General features: G+C 39.7%; 17 protein-coding genes. 8 read left to right on the top strand and 9 right to left on the bottom strand.

Features of this window, described 5'->3' with window-relative positions:
* Positions 1-133: 133 nt before the first annotated feature.
* Positions 134-1084 (bottom strand): isopenicillin N synthase family dioxygenase, encoded by a 951-nt coding sequence (locus tag ABMQ40_RS03685; protein WP_370896667.1) that lies wholly within the window; start codon positions 1082-1084, stop codon positions 134-136.
* A gap of 65 nt (positions 1085-1149) precedes the next feature.
* Here ABMQ40_RS03685 and ABMQ40_RS03680 point away from each other — a divergent pair, with 65 nt between their 5' ends.
* Together ABMQ40_RS03680 and menD are read left to right on the top strand one after the other, a co-directional pair.
* On the top strand, positions 1150-2040 hold the full coding sequence (locus ABMQ40_RS03680) for a zinc-dependent peptidase (protein ID WP_370896665.1): 891 nt from the start codon (positions 1150-1152) through the stop codon (positions 2038-2040).
* Positions 2041-2064: 24 nt separating this feature from the next.
* The gene (gene menD, locus ABMQ40_RS03675) at positions 2065-3741 is read left to right on the top strand and encodes a 2-succinyl-5-enolpyruvyl-6-hydroxy-3-cyclohexene-1-carboxylic-acid synthase (protein ID WP_370896663.1); all 1677 of its coding nucleotides are present in this window, start codon (positions 2065-2067) and stop codon (positions 3739-3741) included.
* On the opposite strand, the gene ABMQ40_RS03670 is transcribed toward menD, so the two are convergent.
* Both ABMQ40_RS03670 and ABMQ40_RS03665 read right to left on the bottom strand, forming a co-directional pair.
* Positions 3738-4364 carry an aminotransferase class IV gene (locus ABMQ40_RS03670; RefSeq protein ID WP_370896661.1) on the bottom strand — a complete coding sequence of 209 codons (627 nt, stop codon included), beginning with the start codon at positions 4362-4364 and terminating at the stop codon, positions 3738-3740. The genes menD and ABMQ40_RS03670 overlap by 4 nt on opposite strands.
* Positions 4348-5325 carry an aminodeoxychorismate synthase component I gene (locus ABMQ40_RS03665; RefSeq protein ID WP_370896659.1) on the bottom strand — a complete coding sequence of 326 codons (978 nt, stop codon included), beginning with the start codon at positions 5323-5325 and terminating at the stop codon, positions 4348-4350. Before ABMQ40_RS03665 ends, ABMQ40_RS03670 begins: the two co-directional genes overlap by 17 nt.
* Positions 5326-5372: 47 nt before the next feature.
* Here ABMQ40_RS03665 and ABMQ40_RS03660 point away from each other — a divergent pair, with 47 nt between their 5' ends.
* The 4 genes from ABMQ40_RS03660 to ABMQ40_RS03645 all read left to right on the top strand — a co-directional run bounded on the left by ABMQ40_RS03660 (position 5373) and on the right by ABMQ40_RS03645 (position 8259).
* A complete protein-coding gene (locus ABMQ40_RS03660) occupies positions 5373-6095 on the top strand; it encodes a hypothetical protein (RefSeq protein ID WP_370896657.1) in 723 nt (240 codons plus the stop codon).
* Positions 6096-6164: 69 nt separating this feature from the next.
* On the top strand, positions 6165-6908 hold the full coding sequence (locus tag ABMQ40_RS03655; RefSeq protein ID WP_370896655.1) for a beta-carotene 15,15'-monooxygenase: 744 nt from the start codon (positions 6165-6167) through the stop codon (positions 6906-6908).
* Positions 6898-7986, top strand: coding sequence for an AI-2E family transporter (locus ABMQ40_RS03650; protein ID WP_370896653.1), 1089 nt, complete (start codon positions 6898-6900; stop codon positions 7984-7986). Before ABMQ40_RS03655 ends, ABMQ40_RS03650 begins: the two co-directional genes overlap by 11 nt.
* Before the next feature lie 21 nt (positions 7987-8007).
* Positions 8008-8259 carry a DUF3820 family protein gene (locus ABMQ40_RS03645; protein ID WP_370896801.1) on the top strand — a complete coding sequence of 84 codons (252 nt, stop codon included), beginning with the start codon at positions 8008-8010 and terminating at the stop codon, positions 8257-8259.
* Positions 8260-8302: 43 nt separating this feature from the next.
* Here the strand turns inward: ABMQ40_RS03645 and uvrB are convergent, their stop codons facing one another.
* Positions 8303-10297, bottom strand: a complete 1995-nt coding sequence (gene uvrB, locus ABMQ40_RS03640) for an excinuclease ABC subunit UvrB (protein ID WP_370896651.1) — start codon at positions 10295-10297, stop codon at positions 8303-8305.
* Between the two features lie 203 nt (positions 10298-10500).
* Between uvrB and ABMQ40_RS03635 the strand changes: the two genes are divergently transcribed.
* Positions 10501-11715, top strand: a complete 1215-nt coding sequence (locus ABMQ40_RS03635) for a PQQ-dependent sugar dehydrogenase (protein WP_370896649.1) — start codon at positions 10501-10503, stop codon at positions 11713-11715.
* A 36-nt stretch (positions 11716-11751) separates the two neighbouring features.
* Here the strand turns inward: ABMQ40_RS03635 and ABMQ40_RS03630 are convergent, their stop codons facing one another.
* The 4 genes from ABMQ40_RS03630 to ABMQ40_RS03615 form a co-directional block, all read right to left on the bottom strand.
* The gene (locus ABMQ40_RS03630) at positions 11752-14193 is read right to left on the bottom strand and encodes a TonB-dependent receptor plug domain-containing protein (RefSeq protein WP_370896647.1); all 2442 of its coding nucleotides are present in this window, start codon (positions 14191-14193) and stop codon (positions 11752-11754) included.
* Positions 14194-14589: 396 nt separating this feature from the next.
* Complete coding sequence (tnaA, locus tag ABMQ40_RS03625) at positions 14590-15966, bottom strand: tryptophanase TnaA (protein WP_370896645.1); 1377 nt, start codon at positions 15964-15966, stop codon at positions 14590-14592.
* 90 nt (positions 15967-16056) lie between these two features.
* Positions 16057-16674 carry a DUF502 domain-containing protein gene (locus ABMQ40_RS03620; protein WP_370896643.1) on the bottom strand — a complete coding sequence of 206 codons (618 nt, stop codon included), beginning with the start codon at positions 16672-16674 and terminating at the stop codon, positions 16057-16059.
* A 17-nt stretch (positions 16675-16691) separates the two neighbouring features.
* A complete protein-coding gene (locus tag ABMQ40_RS03615) occupies positions 16692-17270 on the bottom strand; it encodes a MiaE family protein (RefSeq protein ID WP_370896641.1) in 579 nt (192 codons plus the stop codon).
* Positions 17271-17425: 155 nt separating this feature from the next.
* Here ABMQ40_RS03615 and ABMQ40_RS03610 point away from each other — a divergent pair, with 155 nt between their 5' ends.
* Positions 17426-17665, top strand: coding sequence for a hypothetical protein (locus ABMQ40_RS03610; RefSeq protein ID WP_370896639.1), 240 nt, complete (start codon positions 17426-17428; stop codon positions 17663-17665).
* Between the two features lies 1 nt (position 17666).
* Here the strand turns inward: ABMQ40_RS03610 and ABMQ40_RS03605 are convergent, their stop codons facing one another.
* The gene (locus ABMQ40_RS03605; protein ID WP_370896637.1) at positions 17667-18755 is read right to left on the bottom strand and encodes an acyltransferase family protein; all 1089 of its coding nucleotides are present in this window, start codon (positions 18753-18755) and stop codon (positions 17667-17669) included.
* Positions 18756-18818: the final 63 nt, after the last annotated feature.

Below are 18818 nucleotides of genomic sequence, written 5' to 3'. Positions count from 1 at the left end.
CGTTTTTTTTATTGTTTTTTTACGAGATTCATATATTGCTGCTCCGGCTTTAAAAGATTTTGGCAGAACGTATCAAAATAAAACCTTATAAGCCTTTGCCTATAAGGTTTTATTATTACCTTGAATGGAACCGTTATTTTTTTATCAATCCCAATTCCACAAGCCTTTCATGCAGAAATTCTCCGGCTGTGATATCCTCATACAATTTAGGATTATTTTCATCGACACAGTTTTCCAGGCCATTAAGAGGCATTTCACTTATCGGGTGCATAAAGAAAGGGATAGAGTATCTTGAGGTTCCCCATAATTCCCGAGGTGGGTTCACTACCCTGTGGATTGTAGATTTAAGCTTGTTATTGGTATGTCTGGAAAGCATATCCCCTACATTGATCATAAGCTCATCCGGCTCCGCAATAGCATCAATCCATTCACCTTTATGGTTCTGCACCTGAAGTCCTTTGCCCTGAGCTCCCATCAAAAGAGTAATAAGGTTTATATCTCCGTGTGCGGCAGCCCTTACAGCGTCATCCGGTTCTTCTGTAATTGGTGGGTAATGGATAGGCCTTAAAATAGAATTTCCTTCTGCGATTTTGTCATCAAAATAAAATTCATCCAGACCCAAATGCAGGGCTAATGCTCTTAAAACATATTTACCTGTCTTCTCCAGCATCTGATAAGCTTCTTTTCCTACGGAATTAAATTTTGGGAGCTCATCAACAATCACGTTATCAGGGTATTCTGTTTTGTATTTTGAGTTCTCAGGCAGATATTGCCCAAAATGCCAGAACTCTTTCAAATCTCCTTTTTTGAATCCTTTTGCCGTTTCCTTCCCGAATCCTACATATCCCCTTTGTCCTCCGATCCCCGGGATTTCATATTTTTGTTTTGTTTCTACAGGCAGATCAAAAAATTTTTTTACCTCTCCATACAGTTCATCTACCAGTTCATCATCGAGAAAGTGGCCTTTTAAAGCAACAAAACCAATTTCTTCGTAAGCTTTTCCGATTTCATTTACAAATTTCTGTTTGCGTTCCGGGTCACCCGAAAGGAAATCACGCAGGTCTACACTAGGTATTTTATCCATTTTTAGAAATTTAACGAATTGCTAAATTACATTTTTTAAATTATTTTTGATCAGATTGCTTTAGAATGAGAAAATTTTTCACAGGCACAAAAGGTTCTGTCATAGTAATTGTTGCTTTCACTGTTTTTTGGTATTTGATATTCAGAAATGCTTTACAGATCGGCATCTCACTGTTCATTGTTTCCTTGTTTTACGGTGTTGATGAGGTGAGAAAAAAGGTTTCCAGAAAACCCCAATATATTCATTATAAAATTTTTTCAAGAAAGCTGTCAGAAAATCAGCAAGCTATCATCAGGCGGAATTATGCTTTTTATAGAAGATTGAAGCCTGATTTCCAACGAAGCTTTGACGACAGGGTAGCCGGCTTTCTGAAGCATTACAGAATCATTGGGCGGCAGGGGATGATTTTGGATGAAGAAAAGAAGATACTCATTGCGTCCTGCTATATTCAGCTGACCTTCGGGATGTACACCTATCTTAATGACAGCTTTAATACAATTTTAGTCTATCCGGATTATTATTTTTCAAGCATTACAAGACAGGATCATTTGGGAGAGTTCAATCCGGGGCTGAAAATTGTTGTTTTTTCGTGGAAACATTTCTTTGATGGAATAAAAAATGACAATAACAATTATAATCTCGGGATCCACGAGTTTTCACATGCCATCCTGTCTTCATCAAGGAAAAAGAACTCGAATAATCAGACTGTTGCAGAGAGTGATTTCGCGAAAGGATACCGGGAGATCAATAAAATCTTACAGGATCGAAGCTTCTATAGCCTGGTTTACAATTCAGAATATTTAAGAAAATATGCCTTTACCAACAGTGATGAATTTATTTCCGTGATTCTCGAACATTTTTTTGAAACCTCTCATGAGTTTAAAGCCAGACTTCCCGAGCTTTTTGAAATTGTGAAAAAAATGATCAATTATAGAGAAGAATGGTTTCAGAGTTAAACATTTATAAAGTAAATTTGCTGCATGAAAAAATATTCTTCTAAAAGAAGTATTCAGATACTTGCCCATTTGCTCCAGCAGTATGGAATCTCTGATATCGTTATATCGCCGGGGTCCAGAAATGCCCCGTTGGCCATCCATTTTTCAGAGGTGGACGGTTTCAACTGTTTTAGTATTGTAGATGAGAGAAGTGCGGCTTTTGTTGGCCTGGGGATGGCAAAGAGTGAAAGAAAGCCTGTAGCCATCACTTGTACGAGTGGTTCGGCGGCGGCCAATTATTATCCGGCCATCACTGAAGCGTTTTACCAGAATGTGCCTCTTCTGGTGTTAACAGCCGACAGGCCAACGGATTATGTGGATATTTTTGACGGACAGACCATCAGGCAAAATAATCTTTTCCACCAGCATTCTTATGGAGACTTCCAGCTTCTGGAGGATGGAAAGGAAAACGCGGAAGATATTAATTTCGATGCTATAAAGAAGGCAATTGAGCTGTGCTTCGAGAAGCAGGGGCCCGTGCATATCAATATCCCTTTAGAAGAACCTCTCTATGAGCTGATTTCGGAACTGCCTGCATTCCCTACGGTAGAAAAGACGATCAGACATAAAGAATATGACATCCCCTCTAATCTCGTGGCAGACTGGAATACTTCCCAGAGGATCATGATCCTGGTAGGAACACGGGACTATAGTGCTGAACTGGAGAACCAGCTTTCCCAACTGGTTAAAAATCATTCTGTTGTGGTATTGAGTGAAGCGAACTCCAATTTATACCATGAAAAATTCTTCAGGCATATTGACCGCTATATTTTCAATTTTACGGAAGAGGATTATAAAAAGTATGCTCCGGATCTGCTGATAACCGTAGGTCAGAATGTAGTTTCCAAAAAAGTAAAGCAATTTCTCAGGAATGCCCGTCCGAAACAGCATTGGCATCTGGATGAAGTATGGCAGCCGGATACTTATTTTGCCCTGACCGAAAGGATTGAGGCCAAGCCTGAGCAGTTCTTTTCCAAGTTGCTGAAATTCATTAATTTAGAGCCTAGGGCTTACTATAATCTTTGGGATACTTTAAGGGATAAAAAGGATGCCAGACATCAGCAGTTTATCAATCTGGTAGAATTTTCGGATTTTTATTTTTTTAATAAGACCTCACAGGCCATCCCTGAAAATTATAATATTCATTTCAGCAATAGCTCGTCAATCAGATATGCGCAGCTGTTTGATTACGGGAAAAGAAGGATATACTGTAACAGGGGAACCAGTGGTATTGACGGCTCCACTTCCACAGCCATGGGATTTGCCATTAAAAACGCCAATCCTACAGTGCTGATCACCGGTGACCTGAGCTTCTTCTATGATATCAACGGACTTTGGAACCAGTATATCCCACCATTTGTAAGAGTTATCATTTTCAACAACGGGGAAGGAAATATTTTCAAAATCATTCCCGGCCCGGGAAATGCCAATCCGAACACCTTAGATGAGTTTATAGCCACCAAACATCATAAAACCGCGGAGCATCTGGCCAAGCATTTTGGCTTTTCCTATACCAGGGTAGAGGAAGAGGCTACGCTGGACAGGGTAATGAATAATTTCTTCAAGCCTGATGCTAATCCTAAAATACTGGAAGTGAATACTTACGGTAAAAATAGCGCCGATGTCTTAAAGGCTTATTTTAACTTTATGAAAGACAGCTAAAAGTCTGAATATTCCTCATCTCCCGGCAGATTGATAATCCTGTCAATAGGGTATATGAACATGTCATCAAAGTCATTCAGGGCATTAATGATCTGAAAATGTGAGAATTCTTTAAGGTTTTGTAATGTAATTTCCTGCTCTTTGATTTTTTTATGCTTTAAAAGATTTTGTCTTTGGACCCCGTTCAGGAGATAGGTTGACGGAGTGAACCATTCTTTGCCTTTCAGGAATAAAAGATTTGAAAAGGAGGTGTCCGTAATGTGATTATTTTTTACAATGATAATTTCTTCGGCCTTGGATCTCATTTTCATTTCTTCTAATTCCTTTCTGTCTTCAAACTTAAAGGAGTAATCGAAGCTGTTGTTTTCAACCAGCTGAAAATCTTCAATTTCCGGAATCGCATAAGGGATCATTTGCGTCCGTACCCTCTTGTCCAGATCATAAGCAATCCTTAATTTAAAAAGCCCGTCTTCGTCATGCTCCAGATGTTTGTATATTTTGGCAAGATCAATGGAACCCTCCTTTCCGAAGTGGGCAAAAGTTTGATTAACACGTTTTTGGTGAAGGTCCAGCAGGAATATTTCCTGGTCTTCAACTTTTATACTTTCAATGAATTGGTACATAGATTTTATTTTTCATTTCCTGATATTCATCCTGCAGTTTACTCAGATGCGTTATTCCGCCCCCGCTTTTGAAATAAAGGGTATCTCCTTCTTTTTCAATAAAACGGATCATTACGCAACTGTCAAGATTCTGGCCGTCAAACCACCCGCATATCCCGGTATAAAAGCCCCTGTCATATCCCTCGGCTTCAAGAATAATTTCAAGGGTTTTCGGTTTCGGCGCCCCTAAAATTGAGCCTGCAGGAAGCAGTCTTTTCATTATACTTCCTACTTTTCCGTTAAATTCAGGTTTCAGCATGCCTGAAATTTCGGAGCTCATGGCATATAGGTCCTTTTGCTGTGTTTTGATGAGATCAATGTGCTGGAACTTATCTACCCTCACATTGTCTGCAACCATGCTGAGATCATTCCGGAGTAAATCCACAACAGTATAATGCTCGGCTTTTTCCTTTCTGTCATTTTTCAGAATTTCCACCGCATTATCCAATGAAGCGTCAATTGTTCCTTTCATCGGATAGGTCGAAATTTTGTTGTCTACAATTTTTACAAAAGTTTCAGGAGAAAAAAATACGAAAAAATCTTTATAAAAAACTTTGTATTTCGCATTTGAGTGATAAAAAATTTCTTCCAGGCTTAAATTGGTTTCAATCCTGGTTTTCCTGGTATAATTTGTCAGGTAAGAGTTTCCCAGCCTGATATTTTCCTGTACCTTATCAAACCCCTTTTTGAAGCTTTCTAAAGTTTCCGGGTAGGAATCCCATCGGATTTTCTTATTCGGGCTATATCTGTGTTTTGTGTTTGAAAAGTTTTGAAAATCAATAAGTAAGCCCTCTTTTTCAATTTCGTTTTCCTTATAGATTTCAACTTTTTCAGCAAGGAAGTCTGCAATAAAGAAATAGGGAACTTTCTGAAGCGAAAGTTCATCCATTTCCATAAATTTTTGATGATTCATCGAAAACATTCGGCAAAAATACTTATTGATGTTTACTTTTGCACAAAATTTTTTTAATGCAGAACAAATATCCTCAGAAACCAGGAATAGATTTTATATTGAAGCAGGCTTTCTTCTACTGGAATAAAACATTGTTTTTTCAATTGGCTTTTTCAATCGTTTTCTTTGCCGTTTTTTTTACCTCAATGTTCTTTTTTGCAGACCGATACGGAATCTGGGAGCTGAACCGGCAGATCGCAGATGCCTTGCGGTCAGGTACCCAGGCATATCTGGAAAAGCTGGTGCAGATAAGCGCTACCAAGAGCTATCAGAAATTTACCTATGCCATTTTAGGTACGACCGTTTTTCTGTATCCGCTGAATCTGGGATTGTTTCGGATCTTCAGAAAAATCGATCTTAATGAAAAAGTCGAGCTAGGGGATCTGTTCGCCGGGTATAACGGGTCAAATTTTTTCAGGTACGCAGGATATTATATTTTTTGGGCTTTAATTTACAAGCTTACGACCCCTACGATATTGCTGGCGGTCATCTGGGTAATCATCACAATATTTGTTGCGCCATTAATGTTTTTTACGGATAAAAGAATATTTGAGGCCATTTCGCTGAATATTAAGGCCCTGAAGATGTATTTTACGGAAATACTGGTTTGTGTTATGGTGGCCACGCTTTTCAAATATCTTGGCTTCGGGTTGTTCCTGGTGGGGGGGATGTTTACTTTTCCGTTTTGGAATGCAATGATTTATTCGCTCTATAAAGTCATTTTTACGGAAAAAGGTTAAAATTGTCCTTTTAGCGTATATTTTATCAAAAAAAAATTAAATTTGATAAAACATTAAAAAATTTAAACCATGTCTGAATTTAACGAATTTGACCAGCAGGGCTCTGTCCCGGAAAAAAGTACGGGATCAATTATTTCGCATGCTTTCGAAATGTATAAAGGAGTTTTTCTGTATGCCATCATTGCTATGATCGTTTACATTATTGGTGGAGCAATTATCCGTTCGATCAGTGGATTTGATACCTATACTGTTTTTGAGGAAATGAGAGAAACAGGCGATTATTCAAGCTTCAGCTACTGGAATGCCCCGGGATTTTCACTGTATCTCACTCTGTCCGGTATTCTGATGCTCTTATTGGCACCTTTATATGTCGGGCTTATCTATATTGTAAACAAGTACAATACGAAGAATACAATCGAGTTTTCGGACTTGTTTATCGGGTATCGGCAGAATTTTGTTAATATATTGATTTATAGTGTTCTTTCCGGATTGATATCAACAGTAGCCTTCTGGATGTGCCTTGTTCCGTTCTTTTTTGTATATCCGCTATTATTGTTAGGATATCCTATCCTGTTATTTGAAAATGCATCTGCTACAGAAGCCTTAGGGAAGTCATTCAGTATCGCTAAAGAAAACTATACCACATTTTTGGGAACAACCCTGCTGGGGCTTTTAATATCGGTGGCAGGAATTGTTTTTTGCGGAATAGGCATTATCGTTACCGCTCCGTTTATAATGGTGGTGATGTATTCGGCATATTGCGCTTTTTTAGGGAAACCAAGACAAATTATGTATCACAATAATGATGAATAAAGATCAGCAAATCAGCGGCGTTAAGATAAAGCAAATCTTTTTGCTTGCTATTATTCTGGTGCTGGCAGGGTTAATCTGTTTTAATCTGGCACTTTTTATACCTTCTGTTTTAGGGGCGATCACCATTTATGTGGTTTGCCGGAAGTATAACTTTTATCTGCAGGAAGAAAGAAAATGGAAGCCATGGCTGTCATCATTCGTTCTGATGTTGGCAAGTCTGGTCATTCTTATTCTGCCTGTTTATTTTATTGCTGATCTCCTGATCCAGAAGCTTGGCAATGCGCAGGCCTATATGGCTAAGTTTAATGTATTCCTGGAAAAAATACATAGCTATATCTATTCGAAAACGAATTTTGATATATTGAGTAAGGAAAATATGGATAAGGTTAAGAGTTCCGTAGGGAAAATTTCCACCAGTGCTGTTAGCAGTACTTTCAATACGCTCACCATAGTTATTTCGATGTACTTTATCCTTTATTTCATGCTGGAAAAACCGAGGCTTTTTGAAAGGATCCTTACCTCATCCGCCCCTTTGAAGAGAGCCAATGTCTCTTTGATCGGAGAAAAGATGAGAAAGCTGATCATGGCTAATGCGATCGGAATCCCCGTGGTAGCACTGGGTCAGGGAGTGGTAGCGCTGGTAGGATATTTTATTTTCGGAGCACCAAGCCCTGTATTGCTTTTTGCGTTAACAGCAGCGGCATCAATGATCCCGGTAGTAGGTGCTGCTATTGTATATGTACCGGTATGTATCTATATGATCGCTGAAGGAGATACCGGACATGGTCTCGGCTTAGCGGCCTATTGCCTGATTATTGTTGGTCTTACAGATAATCTTCTCCGGTTTACTCTTTTGAAAAAACTGGAAGATGTACACCCGTTAAATACTGTTTTCGGGATTATCATGGGTATGAATCTATTCGGATTCATGGGGCTGATCTTCGGGCCTATCCTGATTTCACTTACCCTTCTTTTAATCCAGGTTTACAGAAATGAGTTTTCAGATGATGATACGCACGAGCTGAAACTACTGAATAAAGATGAGGAGCTGGAAAATGATATAGATCTGTTGGTATAAAAAAATAAAGTTGTGGAAGGAATAAACCCTGAAATATTAAAAGAAATTTGCATCGCTAAGATGCCTTTTGGGAAATATGAAGGCACGATCCTCGCGGATTTGCCGGTAAGCTATCTTGAATGGTTTTACAGAAAAGGGATGCCAAAAGGAAAGCTGGGGATGCAGCTGTCAACCATTTATGAAATTAAACTGAACGGGCTGATGGACCTTTTGACGCCCATCCGTGGAGAAATAAACTATTCTAAGCCTGTAAAAACAAGGTATAAGTTTTAAATGATAGTTTCGGCGGCATCGAAGATGCCGCCGAAACTAATTATCAACTATCCTTTAATGCCGCAATCTCATCACGCAGCTTGGCCGCTTTGATGAAATCAAGATTCTTGGCTGCAGCTTCCATTTCCTTTTGTTTCTGTTCGATAATTTTTTCCAGGTCTTCGCCTCCGTAGTGGGCTTTGGCTTCTGCCGCTTTTTGCAATATCTCCTTTTGGGTGTATTTCTCATCCGGGAAATCCTTGCTTCTGCCTACCAGGCTTTCAGAAATCTTTTTATTTAGGGCTTTAGGTACCAGTCCATGCTCTTCATTATATTTCATTTGCTTGGCACGGCGGTATTTGGTCTCATCCAGCGTAGCCTGCATGGATTTTGTGATCTTGTCGGCATACATAATCGCCTTTCCGTTGATATTTCTTGCTGCCCGGCCAACAGTTTGGATCATGGATCTGCGGCTTCTCAGCATTCCTTCCTTGTCAGCATCAAGAATGGCAACCAAGGACACTTCCGGAAGATCCAAACCTTCCCTTAAAAGATTTACCCCGATCAGGACATCAAAGAGTCCGACACGAAGGTCCTGCATAATCTGTATACGTTCCAGAGTTTCAACATCTGAGTGGATATATCTGGTCCTGATCCCGAATTTTGTGAAATATTTGGTAAGCTCTTCGGCCATTTTTTTGGTTAAGGTGGTAACTAAAACCCTTTCATCAAGATCTGCTCTCTTTTGAATCTCCTCCATCAGGTCATCGATCTGGTTTAGAGTAGGCCTAATTTCAATTACCGGATCCAGAAGACCTGTCGGGCGGATGATCTGCTCGATATAGGCTCCTCCTGTCTTTTCCAGCTCATAATCGGCTGGTGTGGCAGAGACATAAATTACCTGGTTCTGCATGCTTTCAAACTCTTCAAACTTTAAAGGTCTGTTGTCCATAGCAGCGGGAAGCCGGAAACCATATTCCACCAAAGCCTCTTTTCTGCTCCGGTCTCCACCATACATGGCATGGACCTGCGGAATGGTAACGTGACTCTCATCAATGACCATTAAAAAGTCTTTCGGAAAATAGTCGATGAGGCAGAAAGGCCTTGAGCCGGGTAATCTGCCATCCAGATACCTGGAATAATTCTCAATGCCTGAGCAATAGCCCAATTCTTTTATCATTTCCAGATCAAGCTCCGTTCTTTCCTGCAATCTTTTTGCTTCTAAAGGCTTATCGATAGAATTGAAGAAGTCTACCTGTTTTACCAGATCATCCTGGATATTCCTGATGGCTCCGTTTAACGTTTCTTTTGAAGTTACAAAAAGGTTGGCCGGATATATCTGGATCTGATCGAAATTCGAAGTCACATTACCGGTTACCGGATCAAAGCTCTGAATCTTTTCAATCTCATCTCCAAAAAACTGGATCCTTACCGCGTTATCTGCATAGGCGGGAAATACATCAATGACACCTCCCTTTACGCGGAACGTACCTCTCTGAAACTCATTCAATGCTCTGGAATATAAGGCATTAACTAGTGAATGGAGCAAGGCTGTCCTGGTTAATTTTTCACCGATCGCAACAGAAATTAACGATTTGTGAAATTCAGTAGGATTTCCGATACCATAAATGCATGATACAGAGGCAACTATCAATACGTCTCTTCTTCCCGAAAGAAGACTTGCCGTGGCGGAAAGTCTTAGTTTTTCCACCTCTTCGTTGATGCTCAGATCTTTTTCAATATAGGTACCTGTTGTGGCAATATAGGCTTCCGGCTGGTAATAATCATAGTAGCTGACGAAATACTCAACGGCATTTTCCGGAAAGAATTCTTTGAACTCCATGAAAAGCTGTGCTGCCAGCGTTTTGTTGTGGGCAAGAACCAGGGTAGGCCTCTGGACATTTTGAATAACGTTGGCAATGGTAAATGTTTTTCCGGAGCCGGTAACTCCCAGTAAGGTTTGGTATTTCTCACCGATTTCTATTCCTTCGGTAAGTTTCTGTATCGCTTGTGGCTGATCGCCGGTCGGCTGATAATCTGATTGAAGTTTGAAATTCATATATCAAATTTATGAAATAAAAAAGAGTCATAACAGGGACTTTTGTTAAAATTATTCCCAAAATTCTTTAAAAATGCATATTATGTTATCAACATAAGGTTTCTGCTTTTGTATTTTAAAAGAATATTGACGTTTGTGTTAAAATACAAGCTTTATGGCATTATTTTTCCATTCATACTTCCAATCATTTAATCCTTAATGCTATGAAATTCAATCAATTTTACATTCCGGCCCTGAGTTTGTTTTTAGTGTTATCATGCAAAAAAAGTAACGTCAGCGCCCAACAGGTGAGTACGGATGGAAGTGTGGAAACAAAAGCACCTAATTCTGATTACAAGCCGGCTTTCAAGGGACAAACGAGAATTAAAGCGGTAAAAACCTCAACACCCTATAAGGTAGAAGTTCTGAGTAATAATCTGGGAAGACCTTGGGGAATTATTAATTTACCTGATGGAAGATTTCTGATCACAGATAAAAAAGGTTATATGAATGTGGTTTCTACAGATGGAAAGCAGATCTCTAAAATTGAAGGTTTTCCGAAAGTAGATTCAAAAGGACAGGGAGGAATGCTTGATGTAGCTCTTGATCCGGATTTTACCTCTAACAATATCATCTACTTCAGCTTCTCAGAGCCTTTTGGAAAGGGTAACCTGACCTCTGTTGCCAAAGGAAAGCTGTCTCCGGACCTTAAGCATATTTCGGAAGTAAGAGTGATCTTCCGTGCCGAGCCTTCCTATGACGGAGATAAGCACTATGGAAGCAGGCTCGCCTTTGATAAGGATGGAAACTTATTTGTAAGCACAGGAGAAAGGTCCGATAAGGTAACCAGGGTATATGCACAAAGAACAGATAATTACCTGGGCAAAATCTTAAAGATCACTAAAGAAGGCAAGCCGGCCCCGGGGAATCCTTTTATCGGCAAATCGGGGTTTAAGCCTGAGATTTATGCTTATGGGGTAAGAAATCCTCAGGGAATGGCAATAGATCCAAGCGGAAACCTTTGGGATGTAGAAATGGGGCCGAGAGGAGGAGATGAAATCAACCTTATCCAGCCGGGTAAAAATTATGGCTGGGGTGATGTGACTTACGGGATTGAATATTCCGGTGAAAAAGTGGGGAAAGGGATAACCCAGAAAGAAGGTACTGAGCAGCCGGTTTACTATTGGGACCCGGTGATTTCCCCAAGCGGAGTGACCTTTTATACTGGAAATATTGATGAATGGAAAGGAAATCTCTTTATCGGGTGCTTAAGCGGTGAGCATATCAACAGGATTGTGATGAAAGATAACAAAGTAGTGGGTGAAGAACGACTGCTGGAAGATCAGAAGGAAAGATTCCGGGATGTTCTTGACGGAGCGGACGGGAATCTCTATGCCGTGACTGACAGCGGAAAATTATATAAGATCTCCAAAAAGTAATAAAAAGGCTCCCAATGCGGGAGCCTTCTGAATATATTAAAATTTGAAGTTGAACCTTGCAAATGCCTGTCTTCCGGAAAAACCCATCTGTACAGGATCAAAGATCCCTCCGGATTCAGTATTGCCGTCAGATACAGAGGTCCTTTGAAGAGTAGGATACCGGTTGAATAAATTTTTACTGCCTATCGTAAGGCTTAGGTTCTTTGTAAATTCATATCCAAAGGACAGATCAGTTGTGACCTTTGGGTTGTAAACCTGGGTATCTTCCGGCCCGTTATAGCCAAGCAAAGTCACTTTATCAAACCTTACCAGCTGAAGATTGGCATTGAATTTATTGATCTTATAATTTAGATTTAAATTGATTTTGGTTTTGGGTGCAGATGCCAGTATGAAAGCTCTTTCCCTGGGGCTCAGGTAAATATCTTCTTTTCCGGCTAATTCAGGGGTGGTATTCACCCTGGTGATTTCCATGTCATTATAGTTACCGGCTAAAGTTGCGGAAAGCCTTCCTTTGCCAATATTATCATTGTAACTTAAAATGATATCTATGCCTTTTGTCCTGGTATCTATCGCATTGGTGAAGAACTGGGCCTGATCAATATGGTTGGCTGCGAGGATAGGCCCGATGGCATCATCATCCTGGGAAAAATTACCAGTAAGCACGATCCTGTTTTTTACTTTGATATAATATCCGTCTACAGTTGCTGTAAATCTTGCTATATTAAAAGTAAATCCGGCACTTCCGTTCACTGACGTTTCCTCTTTTAGCTGTGGAATGCCCACTGCCTTTGCCAGATCGCTGTCATTTGAAGCAAGCTGAATGGTTACTAACTCACCTCCCTGGAAATTTGTAAATTGTAAGCTATAATATTTTTGTGCCAGAGAAGGGGCCCTGAAGCCTGTAGAAACGGAGCCCCGGAAAGCCAGTTGAGGGGTGATCGCATATCGTGTGGCGAACTTGCCATTGATGGTACTTCCAAAATCATTATAATTTTCAAATCTTCCGGCAACACTTATCATCCATTGCCTGGTGATATCCAGCTCGGTATCCAGGTAGGCTGCGAAATTATTCCTGCTTTTGCTTACCTTCTGGGAATAACCCGGGAATCCCTGAGAACCTCCCGGCCTCACATTGCCACTCAGCGGGTTTGTTACCAGCAAGCTCTCATCTGTATCAGCGGTCACTATATTTCCATGGATATCATACATGGCATAGGACGCTTCTTCTCCTTTAATGATATTGAATTTCTCATACCTGAACTCTGAGCCGAAAGCAATATTCAGGCCTTCCAATACATTAAACTGCTTTGAAGCATTGAATCCTGTGGTATTCTGTAACAAAGAATGTCCTCCTGCGTAAAAGCTTGTCGGGGAATTTACTCCTAACGTTGCATTAATGGTATTGTCGATTTCATAGGTAAACCGGTTGTTTCCAAAAGCATTATAAAAATCTACATCCCATTCGGCAACTTTGAATTTTAAACCGTTATCAAACGTAAAGTCTGTAATACTTGTATTCTGGACCGGATTAAAACCGTTCGGATAAACTTCGGGGATGTTTCCGTCTGCATCAGCACTTCTGGTCCAGGCATAAGCATGGGTATTCCGGTGGGAAAACCCCGGATGGGAATAAAATTTCAGGTTATCAGACAAAGGAACTTCAATATTTCCGAAAAAATAAACGTTTTGTGATTTTGCATCCCCGAAACGTTGTCTTGGTGCGCCTGCATACATAGCCGGATTGGCATTTCTTATAGCAAAATCCTTATTTACAAATTCAGCTGTAAAATTCCCGAAACCTCCGTTTGATCCTATCTTTGTACCTAAATTTCCATTGAAGTCAAAAGTGATTCCATCTACCTTACGGTCTGATACAACGTCGTCATTTCCGGGGCTCTTAAAAAGGTTCATGCCATAAAAGGCATTTCCCTCAAATCCCTGATCCCGGTCATTTAAAACAACATTTATGACACCCGCAATAGCATCAGAGCCATATTGGGCAGACGCTCCATCCCGGAGTACCTCCACTCTTTTAATAGCCCCGATGGGAATGGTATTCATATCATAGCCGGTATTTCCTCTTCCTTTGGTTCCGAAAAGGTTGATAAGGGAAGACTGATGATATCTCTTGCCGTTAAGTAAAAGCAGGGTCTGATCAGGTCCCAGCCCTCTTAATGTTGCGGGATCAACTGCATCCGCACCGTCTGAGCCGGATTGTTTGTTGGAGTTAAAAGAAGGAGCCGAAAACTGCAGGAGCTGGTTAACTTCTATCTGCCCTGTTGACTGGCTTACCTGTTTGATATCTATGACATCAATAGGGACGGGGGTGTCAACAACTGTTCTTTTTTTATTTCTGCTTCCGGTGATCGTTACTGCCTCAAGCTGCTTTTCATTGGAAATTGTGTCTTTTTTTATCTCCTGCGAATACAATATGGAAGCAGTGCCCAAAAACGCGGCGCCCATGCATTTAATTTTCATATTATACTGTAAATTGATGTTGGTATTATCAAAAGTATTAAATTTTAATGGTAAACCGGCAAATAAATTCACCATTGTTTGAAAAATTATATCAATCAAATATTTTGTATAATAGAGGTTGTATTGAATAATCAATATATAAAAGGATTGCTTATCGGAAACTGCTGATAATCCTGTATACACTTTCTTTAGAAGTTGAGAAACACGAACTACAGCAATTTTCCCTGTTCCAGAACATGCGGTTGGACATCCCGTTGGTAATCTCAGGAAACTAAAAGATAGATTCAGGGAAATGTAGAGAAGGATATCAGAATTTTTAAGAATCCGACAGGCTGAAATTAAAATGTCAATATTTGGAAAATAAAAACCGGGCGATGTTTCCCGGTTTAAATTTTTTTATGCTTCTTCAAGCTGCACGGTAAAATGCCTTAATATGTCAGACTCCCATGTGATTTTATATCCTTTTGTAATCTCATGTCGTCTTTCATAAACGTTCCTGATAGCGGTAGCAATATAATCCATATGATTATTGGTGTAAGTCCTTCTTGGGATGGCCAGACGCACAAGCTCCAGCTTAGGGTAACGGTCTTCCCTTGTTTCAGGATCTCGGTCTGCCAATAAGGTCCCTATTTCCACGGTTCTGATCCCTGCTTCTTTATAAATCTCCAGTCCCAGGGTTTGGGCCGGAAATTCTTTTCTGGCAACATTAGGCAGGAAATTTAACGAATCAATGAATACGGCATGTCCGCCAATTGGCTTCTGAACAGGAATGCCATATTCAATAAGCTTATTCCCGAGATATTCTACCTGAGAGATTCTGCTTTCCAGGTAAGCAAATTCCGTAGCCTCATCCAGACCTACCGCCAATGCGGCCATATCTCTTCCGGCCATACCTCCGTAGGTAATGAAGCCTTCGTAGATAATAGTGAAATTGGAAGCTTTTCTGAATACTTCTTCATTATTTAAGGCAATGAAGCCCCCGATGTTTACAAGTCCGTCTTTTTTAGAGCTCATGGTCATCCCGTCACCATAGGAGAAAATTTCCTTACAGATCTCTTTTATGCTTCTGTTTTCCTGTCCTTTTTCTCTTTTTTTGATGAAGTAAGCGTTTTCTGCAAATCTTGCCGAGTCGAAGAATACAGGGATCCCATATCGGTCTGAAAGTTCTTTTACAGCCTTCATATTTTCAAGGGAAACAGGTTGTCCACCGGATGAATTACAGGTGATGGTGATCAGACAAAAAGGGATTTTTTCTTTAGGATGGGACTTATAGACTTCTTCCAGCTTTTCAAGATCAATATTTCCTTTGAAAGGGTGCAGATCATTGATGTCAAAAGCTTCATCTATGGTACAATCAATTGCATGGGCCTTTCTGAACTCGATGTGGCCTTTGGTGGTATCAAAATGTGAATTTCCCGGAACCACATCTCCGTCCTTTACCAAAACAGAGAATAAAACGTTTTCCGCAGCTCTTCCCTGGTGTGTTGGAAGAAGATATTTAAATCCCGTAATATTCTTTACAGTGTTATGCAATTGCTCAAAGGAACGTGATCCTGCATAGCTTTCGTCGCCTGTCATCAAAGCTCCCCATTGCCTGTCGGACATTGCCCCTGTTCCTGAATCTGTAAGCAAATCAATAAAAACCTGCGAGGATTTTAGATTGAAAAGATTGTATTTTGCCTCCTTAAGCCATTGCTCTCTTTCTTCTCTTGTTGATTGACGGATCTCTTCAATCATTTTAATGCGGAATGGCTCCGCGTACGGTAAATTCATGATTAAATATTTTTATTAATTGTTTTAAAGAAAATTTTATTTGAAATAATTTTCAAATTCATCAAAAGTATATTAAAGAGGAATAAGAATTTATTCCGGAGCTTTGAATATGTTATCGTCTGAGTGGAATCCGGCAACACCACCGCTTACGGCAAATTTCATCGCCGAAGCTGCGGTCATTCCCACTACAGGCTTGATGTTTTTTTCTTCAGTAACAATTACCCAGCCGGAAATAGCATAGGAGTGAGGAAGGTAAACAGCAACGTAGTTATGCTTATCCACATCAGCCATTTCTTTTTGGGTTAAAAACCCGATCCTCCAGATTTCCGGGTTCTCATTGGTCTTTACCCAGACAGGATTATTGAATTTTTTCTTATCACCTACGAATGAAGACATAACGTCTTTGGTAGGGGTATAAATATGCTTTACGCCAGGAGTTTTTTCCAGTAAGCTATCCATAGTGTCAAAAAAGAACCTTCCGACCACAAATTTATTTCCCAGATACCCCAAGAGCGCAGTAATCAATATGGTAGAAAGAAAAACCAACCCCGGGATTTCTTTGGCCACAGACGGGATAATATTGTCTATGGAAGTAACGATGTACCAGATGACAAAAATAGTAAGCCCGATCGGGCCAATAATTACCAATCCCTGAAAAAAGTTTTTCAGAAAAAAATTAGCAATATTTTCAAAGGTCAGTTTTTTCAATTTAATCTTTGGTTATTTTAGCCGTGAATCGTTTCCTTATTGCCGTAGGATTTGATAATGCCTGCTTCATATTCAAGCCATTCTTCCCAACGTTTGTTTACTTTATCGGCATCACCCAGCTGTCTGGCAAATCCGATAAAGGTAGTATAGTGATTGGCTTCGGAAATCATCAGCTCTCTGTAAAAAACCTTTAGCTCTTCATCTTTAATGTTTTCAGTGAGAACTTTAAATCTTTCGCAGCTTCTGGCTTCTATCATGGCAGCAAAAAGCATCTTATCGACAATCAGTTCCTCTCTGCTTCCCTGGACAATAAATTTGGCAAGCTCATTTACATATTCATCTTTTCTCGGTCTTCCGAAGGTATAGCCTCTTTTTTTTATGATTTCATGTACCTGATTGAAATGATCAAGTTCTTCCTGTGCAATGGCAAGGAGTTCTGTGACGATCTCAGGATATTCTGGAAGCATGGTAATAAGAGTGATGGCATTTGTAGCCGCTTTCTGCTCACACCAGGCATGATCCGTCAAAATCTCTTCGATGTTCCCTTCCGCAATGTTTGCCCACCTGGGATCGGTAGGAAGTTTCAACTTAAACATGTATAAATTTTTTTGTAAAAATAAAATAAATTGTAATAAGTAAGAAGCTTTATTTAAATTTAAAAATAGAGAACTAATATTATAATTTTCAATCGAATGGATGAAAATGGTGGTATTTTTTTTGATATAACTTTATTGAATAAAAAAAATAAACAATGGAAACAATTGCAGTTTTAAAAAGTAAGCTTAACATGGGGCTGACTTTAGTATTTTCTATGTTGATGTCACTCACCACATTTGCCCAGGATTCCGGAACAGTGAAAGTTAACAGTGTCAATTCAAAAACCACCACAACTACAGAGTGGTATACGGATCCTGTATATCTGATTCTTGGAGGTATTGCCCTGCTCATTATTATTGTACTCCTGGCAAGAAGCGGAAAAAATAAAAATTAATTCAGCCTGCCGTTTTCTTCCGTAAGAATTGGAGTGTCTTCCACCCCGCCAGGTCTATTTTCTTTAAACCTTCTGCAATAAGGAAGGCCAGAATTATATTGATGAGGTAAATACCGATCATCAGAAGCCACCATGGCATTCTTCCATTGAGCGGAACCACAATGAAATAAACAAGCGAAGAGCTTATTCCCTGTGCGAAATAAAAGAAAATAGCATTTTTACCGATATGGGTAATTATATTTTCTTTTTTGATTTTCAGTCTGTTGTAAAGAACAAACAGAGTCACCAAAGAAAAAAGCGTCCAAACTATATAGGGTATTTTGGGTGGGAATTTATTTCTGTTTATTTTATAGAATATATCTTTCCCGTAATGAGAGAACATCCAGATAAGCGCTAAGCCGGCTGCTCCGTAGAGCAGGGGAATCATCTTTGTTGGGATTCTTTTTCCGCGCATCCTGTTGGCGATAAGGAATATGGCGAGGTAAAAGGCAACGTAGCCTACCTGTCCTGTGGGATAATACCATGGGAATATATTGAATAGCAATGTCAGGGCAATACAAATTCCTATAAACCAATTGATATGCCGTGGGAAGAATCTTAAAATTAAGACGCCGAAGATACTCAGAATAAAATATACCTTAAGATACCAGAAACTACCCATCACAACAGGAAAGGTATCTGCGTTGGTATACTGGTGAAGATACCAGTTACCGAGATTTTCCCAATGCGGCTCGGAAGAAATCCCTGTAGCGGCGTATTTTGATCCAAAGGTCGAATAAAAATCCTGTAACCATTCTGCCGAGAAGAAAGTCTGTCCGAAAATTTTAAAAGCATAATCCAGGAAAAACAGAAAGGTTACAAAGATCATATAGGTGATCTGTAATTTTAGCAATCTGTAAAAAGTTTTTTCAATATCTGAACCGGAAGTGATACCGCTTAAAGCGTAAAACAAAGCGACATCAAATACCAATGAAAATACTCTGACCTCAGCCGGGATATAAAACTGGCCGGACCAGAAGGCTGTATGTATGAATATGATGGACAGTGTCGCCAGTCCCTTGGCAAAATCAATATAGAGATCTCTGTTCATTCTTGTATCGCATAAATCCCAAAAGTAATTAAACTTTTGGAATTATAAATAATAAAGAGGCAA

It is taken from the genome of Chryseobacterium gossypii (genome assembly GCF_041361455.1).
Lineage (GTDB): Bacteria > Bacteroidota > Bacteroidia > Flavobacteriales > Weeksellaceae > Chryseobacterium > Chryseobacterium gossypii.
Note: the sequence above shows the minus strand (reverse complement) of the source record. Positions and strands in the feature narration are given on the sequence as shown.

What these genes read in the sequence shown, in the direction of transcription:
- ABMQ40_RS03605 (WP_370896637.1), bottom strand. Translation starts at nt 18,755, where the DNA reads ATGAACAGAGATCTCTATATTGATTTTGCCAAGGGACTGGCGACACTG.
- ABMQ40_RS03670 (WP_370896661.1), bottom strand. Translation starts at nt 4,364, where the DNA reads ATGTACCAATTCATTGAAAGTATAAAAGTTGAAGACCAGGAAATATTC.
- ABMQ40_RS03685 (WP_370896667.1), bottom strand. Translation starts at nt 1,084, where the DNA reads ATGGATAAAATACCTAGTGTAGACCTGCGTGATTTCCTTTCGGGTGAC.
- ABMQ40_RS03660 (WP_370896657.1), top strand. Translation starts at nt 5,373, where the DNA reads ATGCAGAACAAATATCCTCAGAAACCAGGAATAGATTTTATATTGAAG.
- ABMQ40_RS03630 (WP_370896647.1), bottom strand. Translation starts at nt 14,193, where the DNA reads ATGAAAATTAAATGCATGGGCGCCGCGTTTTTGGGCACTGCTTCCATA.
- ABMQ40_RS03615 (WP_370896641.1), bottom strand. Translation starts at nt 17,270, where the DNA reads ATGTTTAAGTTGAAACTTCCTACCGATCCCAGGTGGGCAAACATTGCG.
- ABMQ40_RS03610 (WP_370896639.1), top strand. Translation starts at nt 17,426, where the DNA reads ATGGAAACAATTGCAGTTTTAAAAAGTAAGCTTAACATGGGGCTGACT.
- ABMQ40_RS03665 (WP_370896659.1), bottom strand. Translation starts at nt 5,325, where the DNA reads ATGTTTTCGATGAATCATCAAAAATTTATGGAAATGGATGAACTTTCG.
- tnaA (WP_370896645.1), bottom strand. Translation starts at nt 15,966, where the DNA reads ATGAATTTACCGTACGCGGAGCCATTCCGCATTAAAATGATTGAAGAG.
- ABMQ40_RS03680 (WP_370896665.1), top strand. Translation starts at nt 1,150, where the DNA reads ATGAGAAAATTTTTCACAGGCACAAAAGGTTCTGTCATAGTAATTGTT.
- ABMQ40_RS03655 (WP_370896655.1), top strand. Translation starts at nt 6,165, where the DNA reads ATGTCTGAATTTAACGAATTTGACCAGCAGGGCTCTGTCCCGGAAAAA.
- menD (WP_370896663.1), top strand. Translation starts at nt 2,065, where the DNA reads ATGAAAAAATATTCTTCTAAAAGAAGTATTCAGATACTTGCCCATTTG.
- ABMQ40_RS03635 (WP_370896649.1), top strand. Translation starts at nt 10,501, where the DNA reads ATGAAATTCAATCAATTTTACATTCCGGCCCTGAGTTTGTTTTTAGTG.
- uvrB (WP_370896651.1), bottom strand. Translation starts at nt 10,297, where the DNA reads ATGAATTTCAAACTTCAATCAGATTATCAGCCGACCGGCGATCAGCCA.
- ABMQ40_RS03650 (WP_370896653.1), top strand. Translation starts at nt 6,898, where the DNA reads ATGATGAATAAAGATCAGCAAATCAGCGGCGTTAAGATAAAGCAAATC.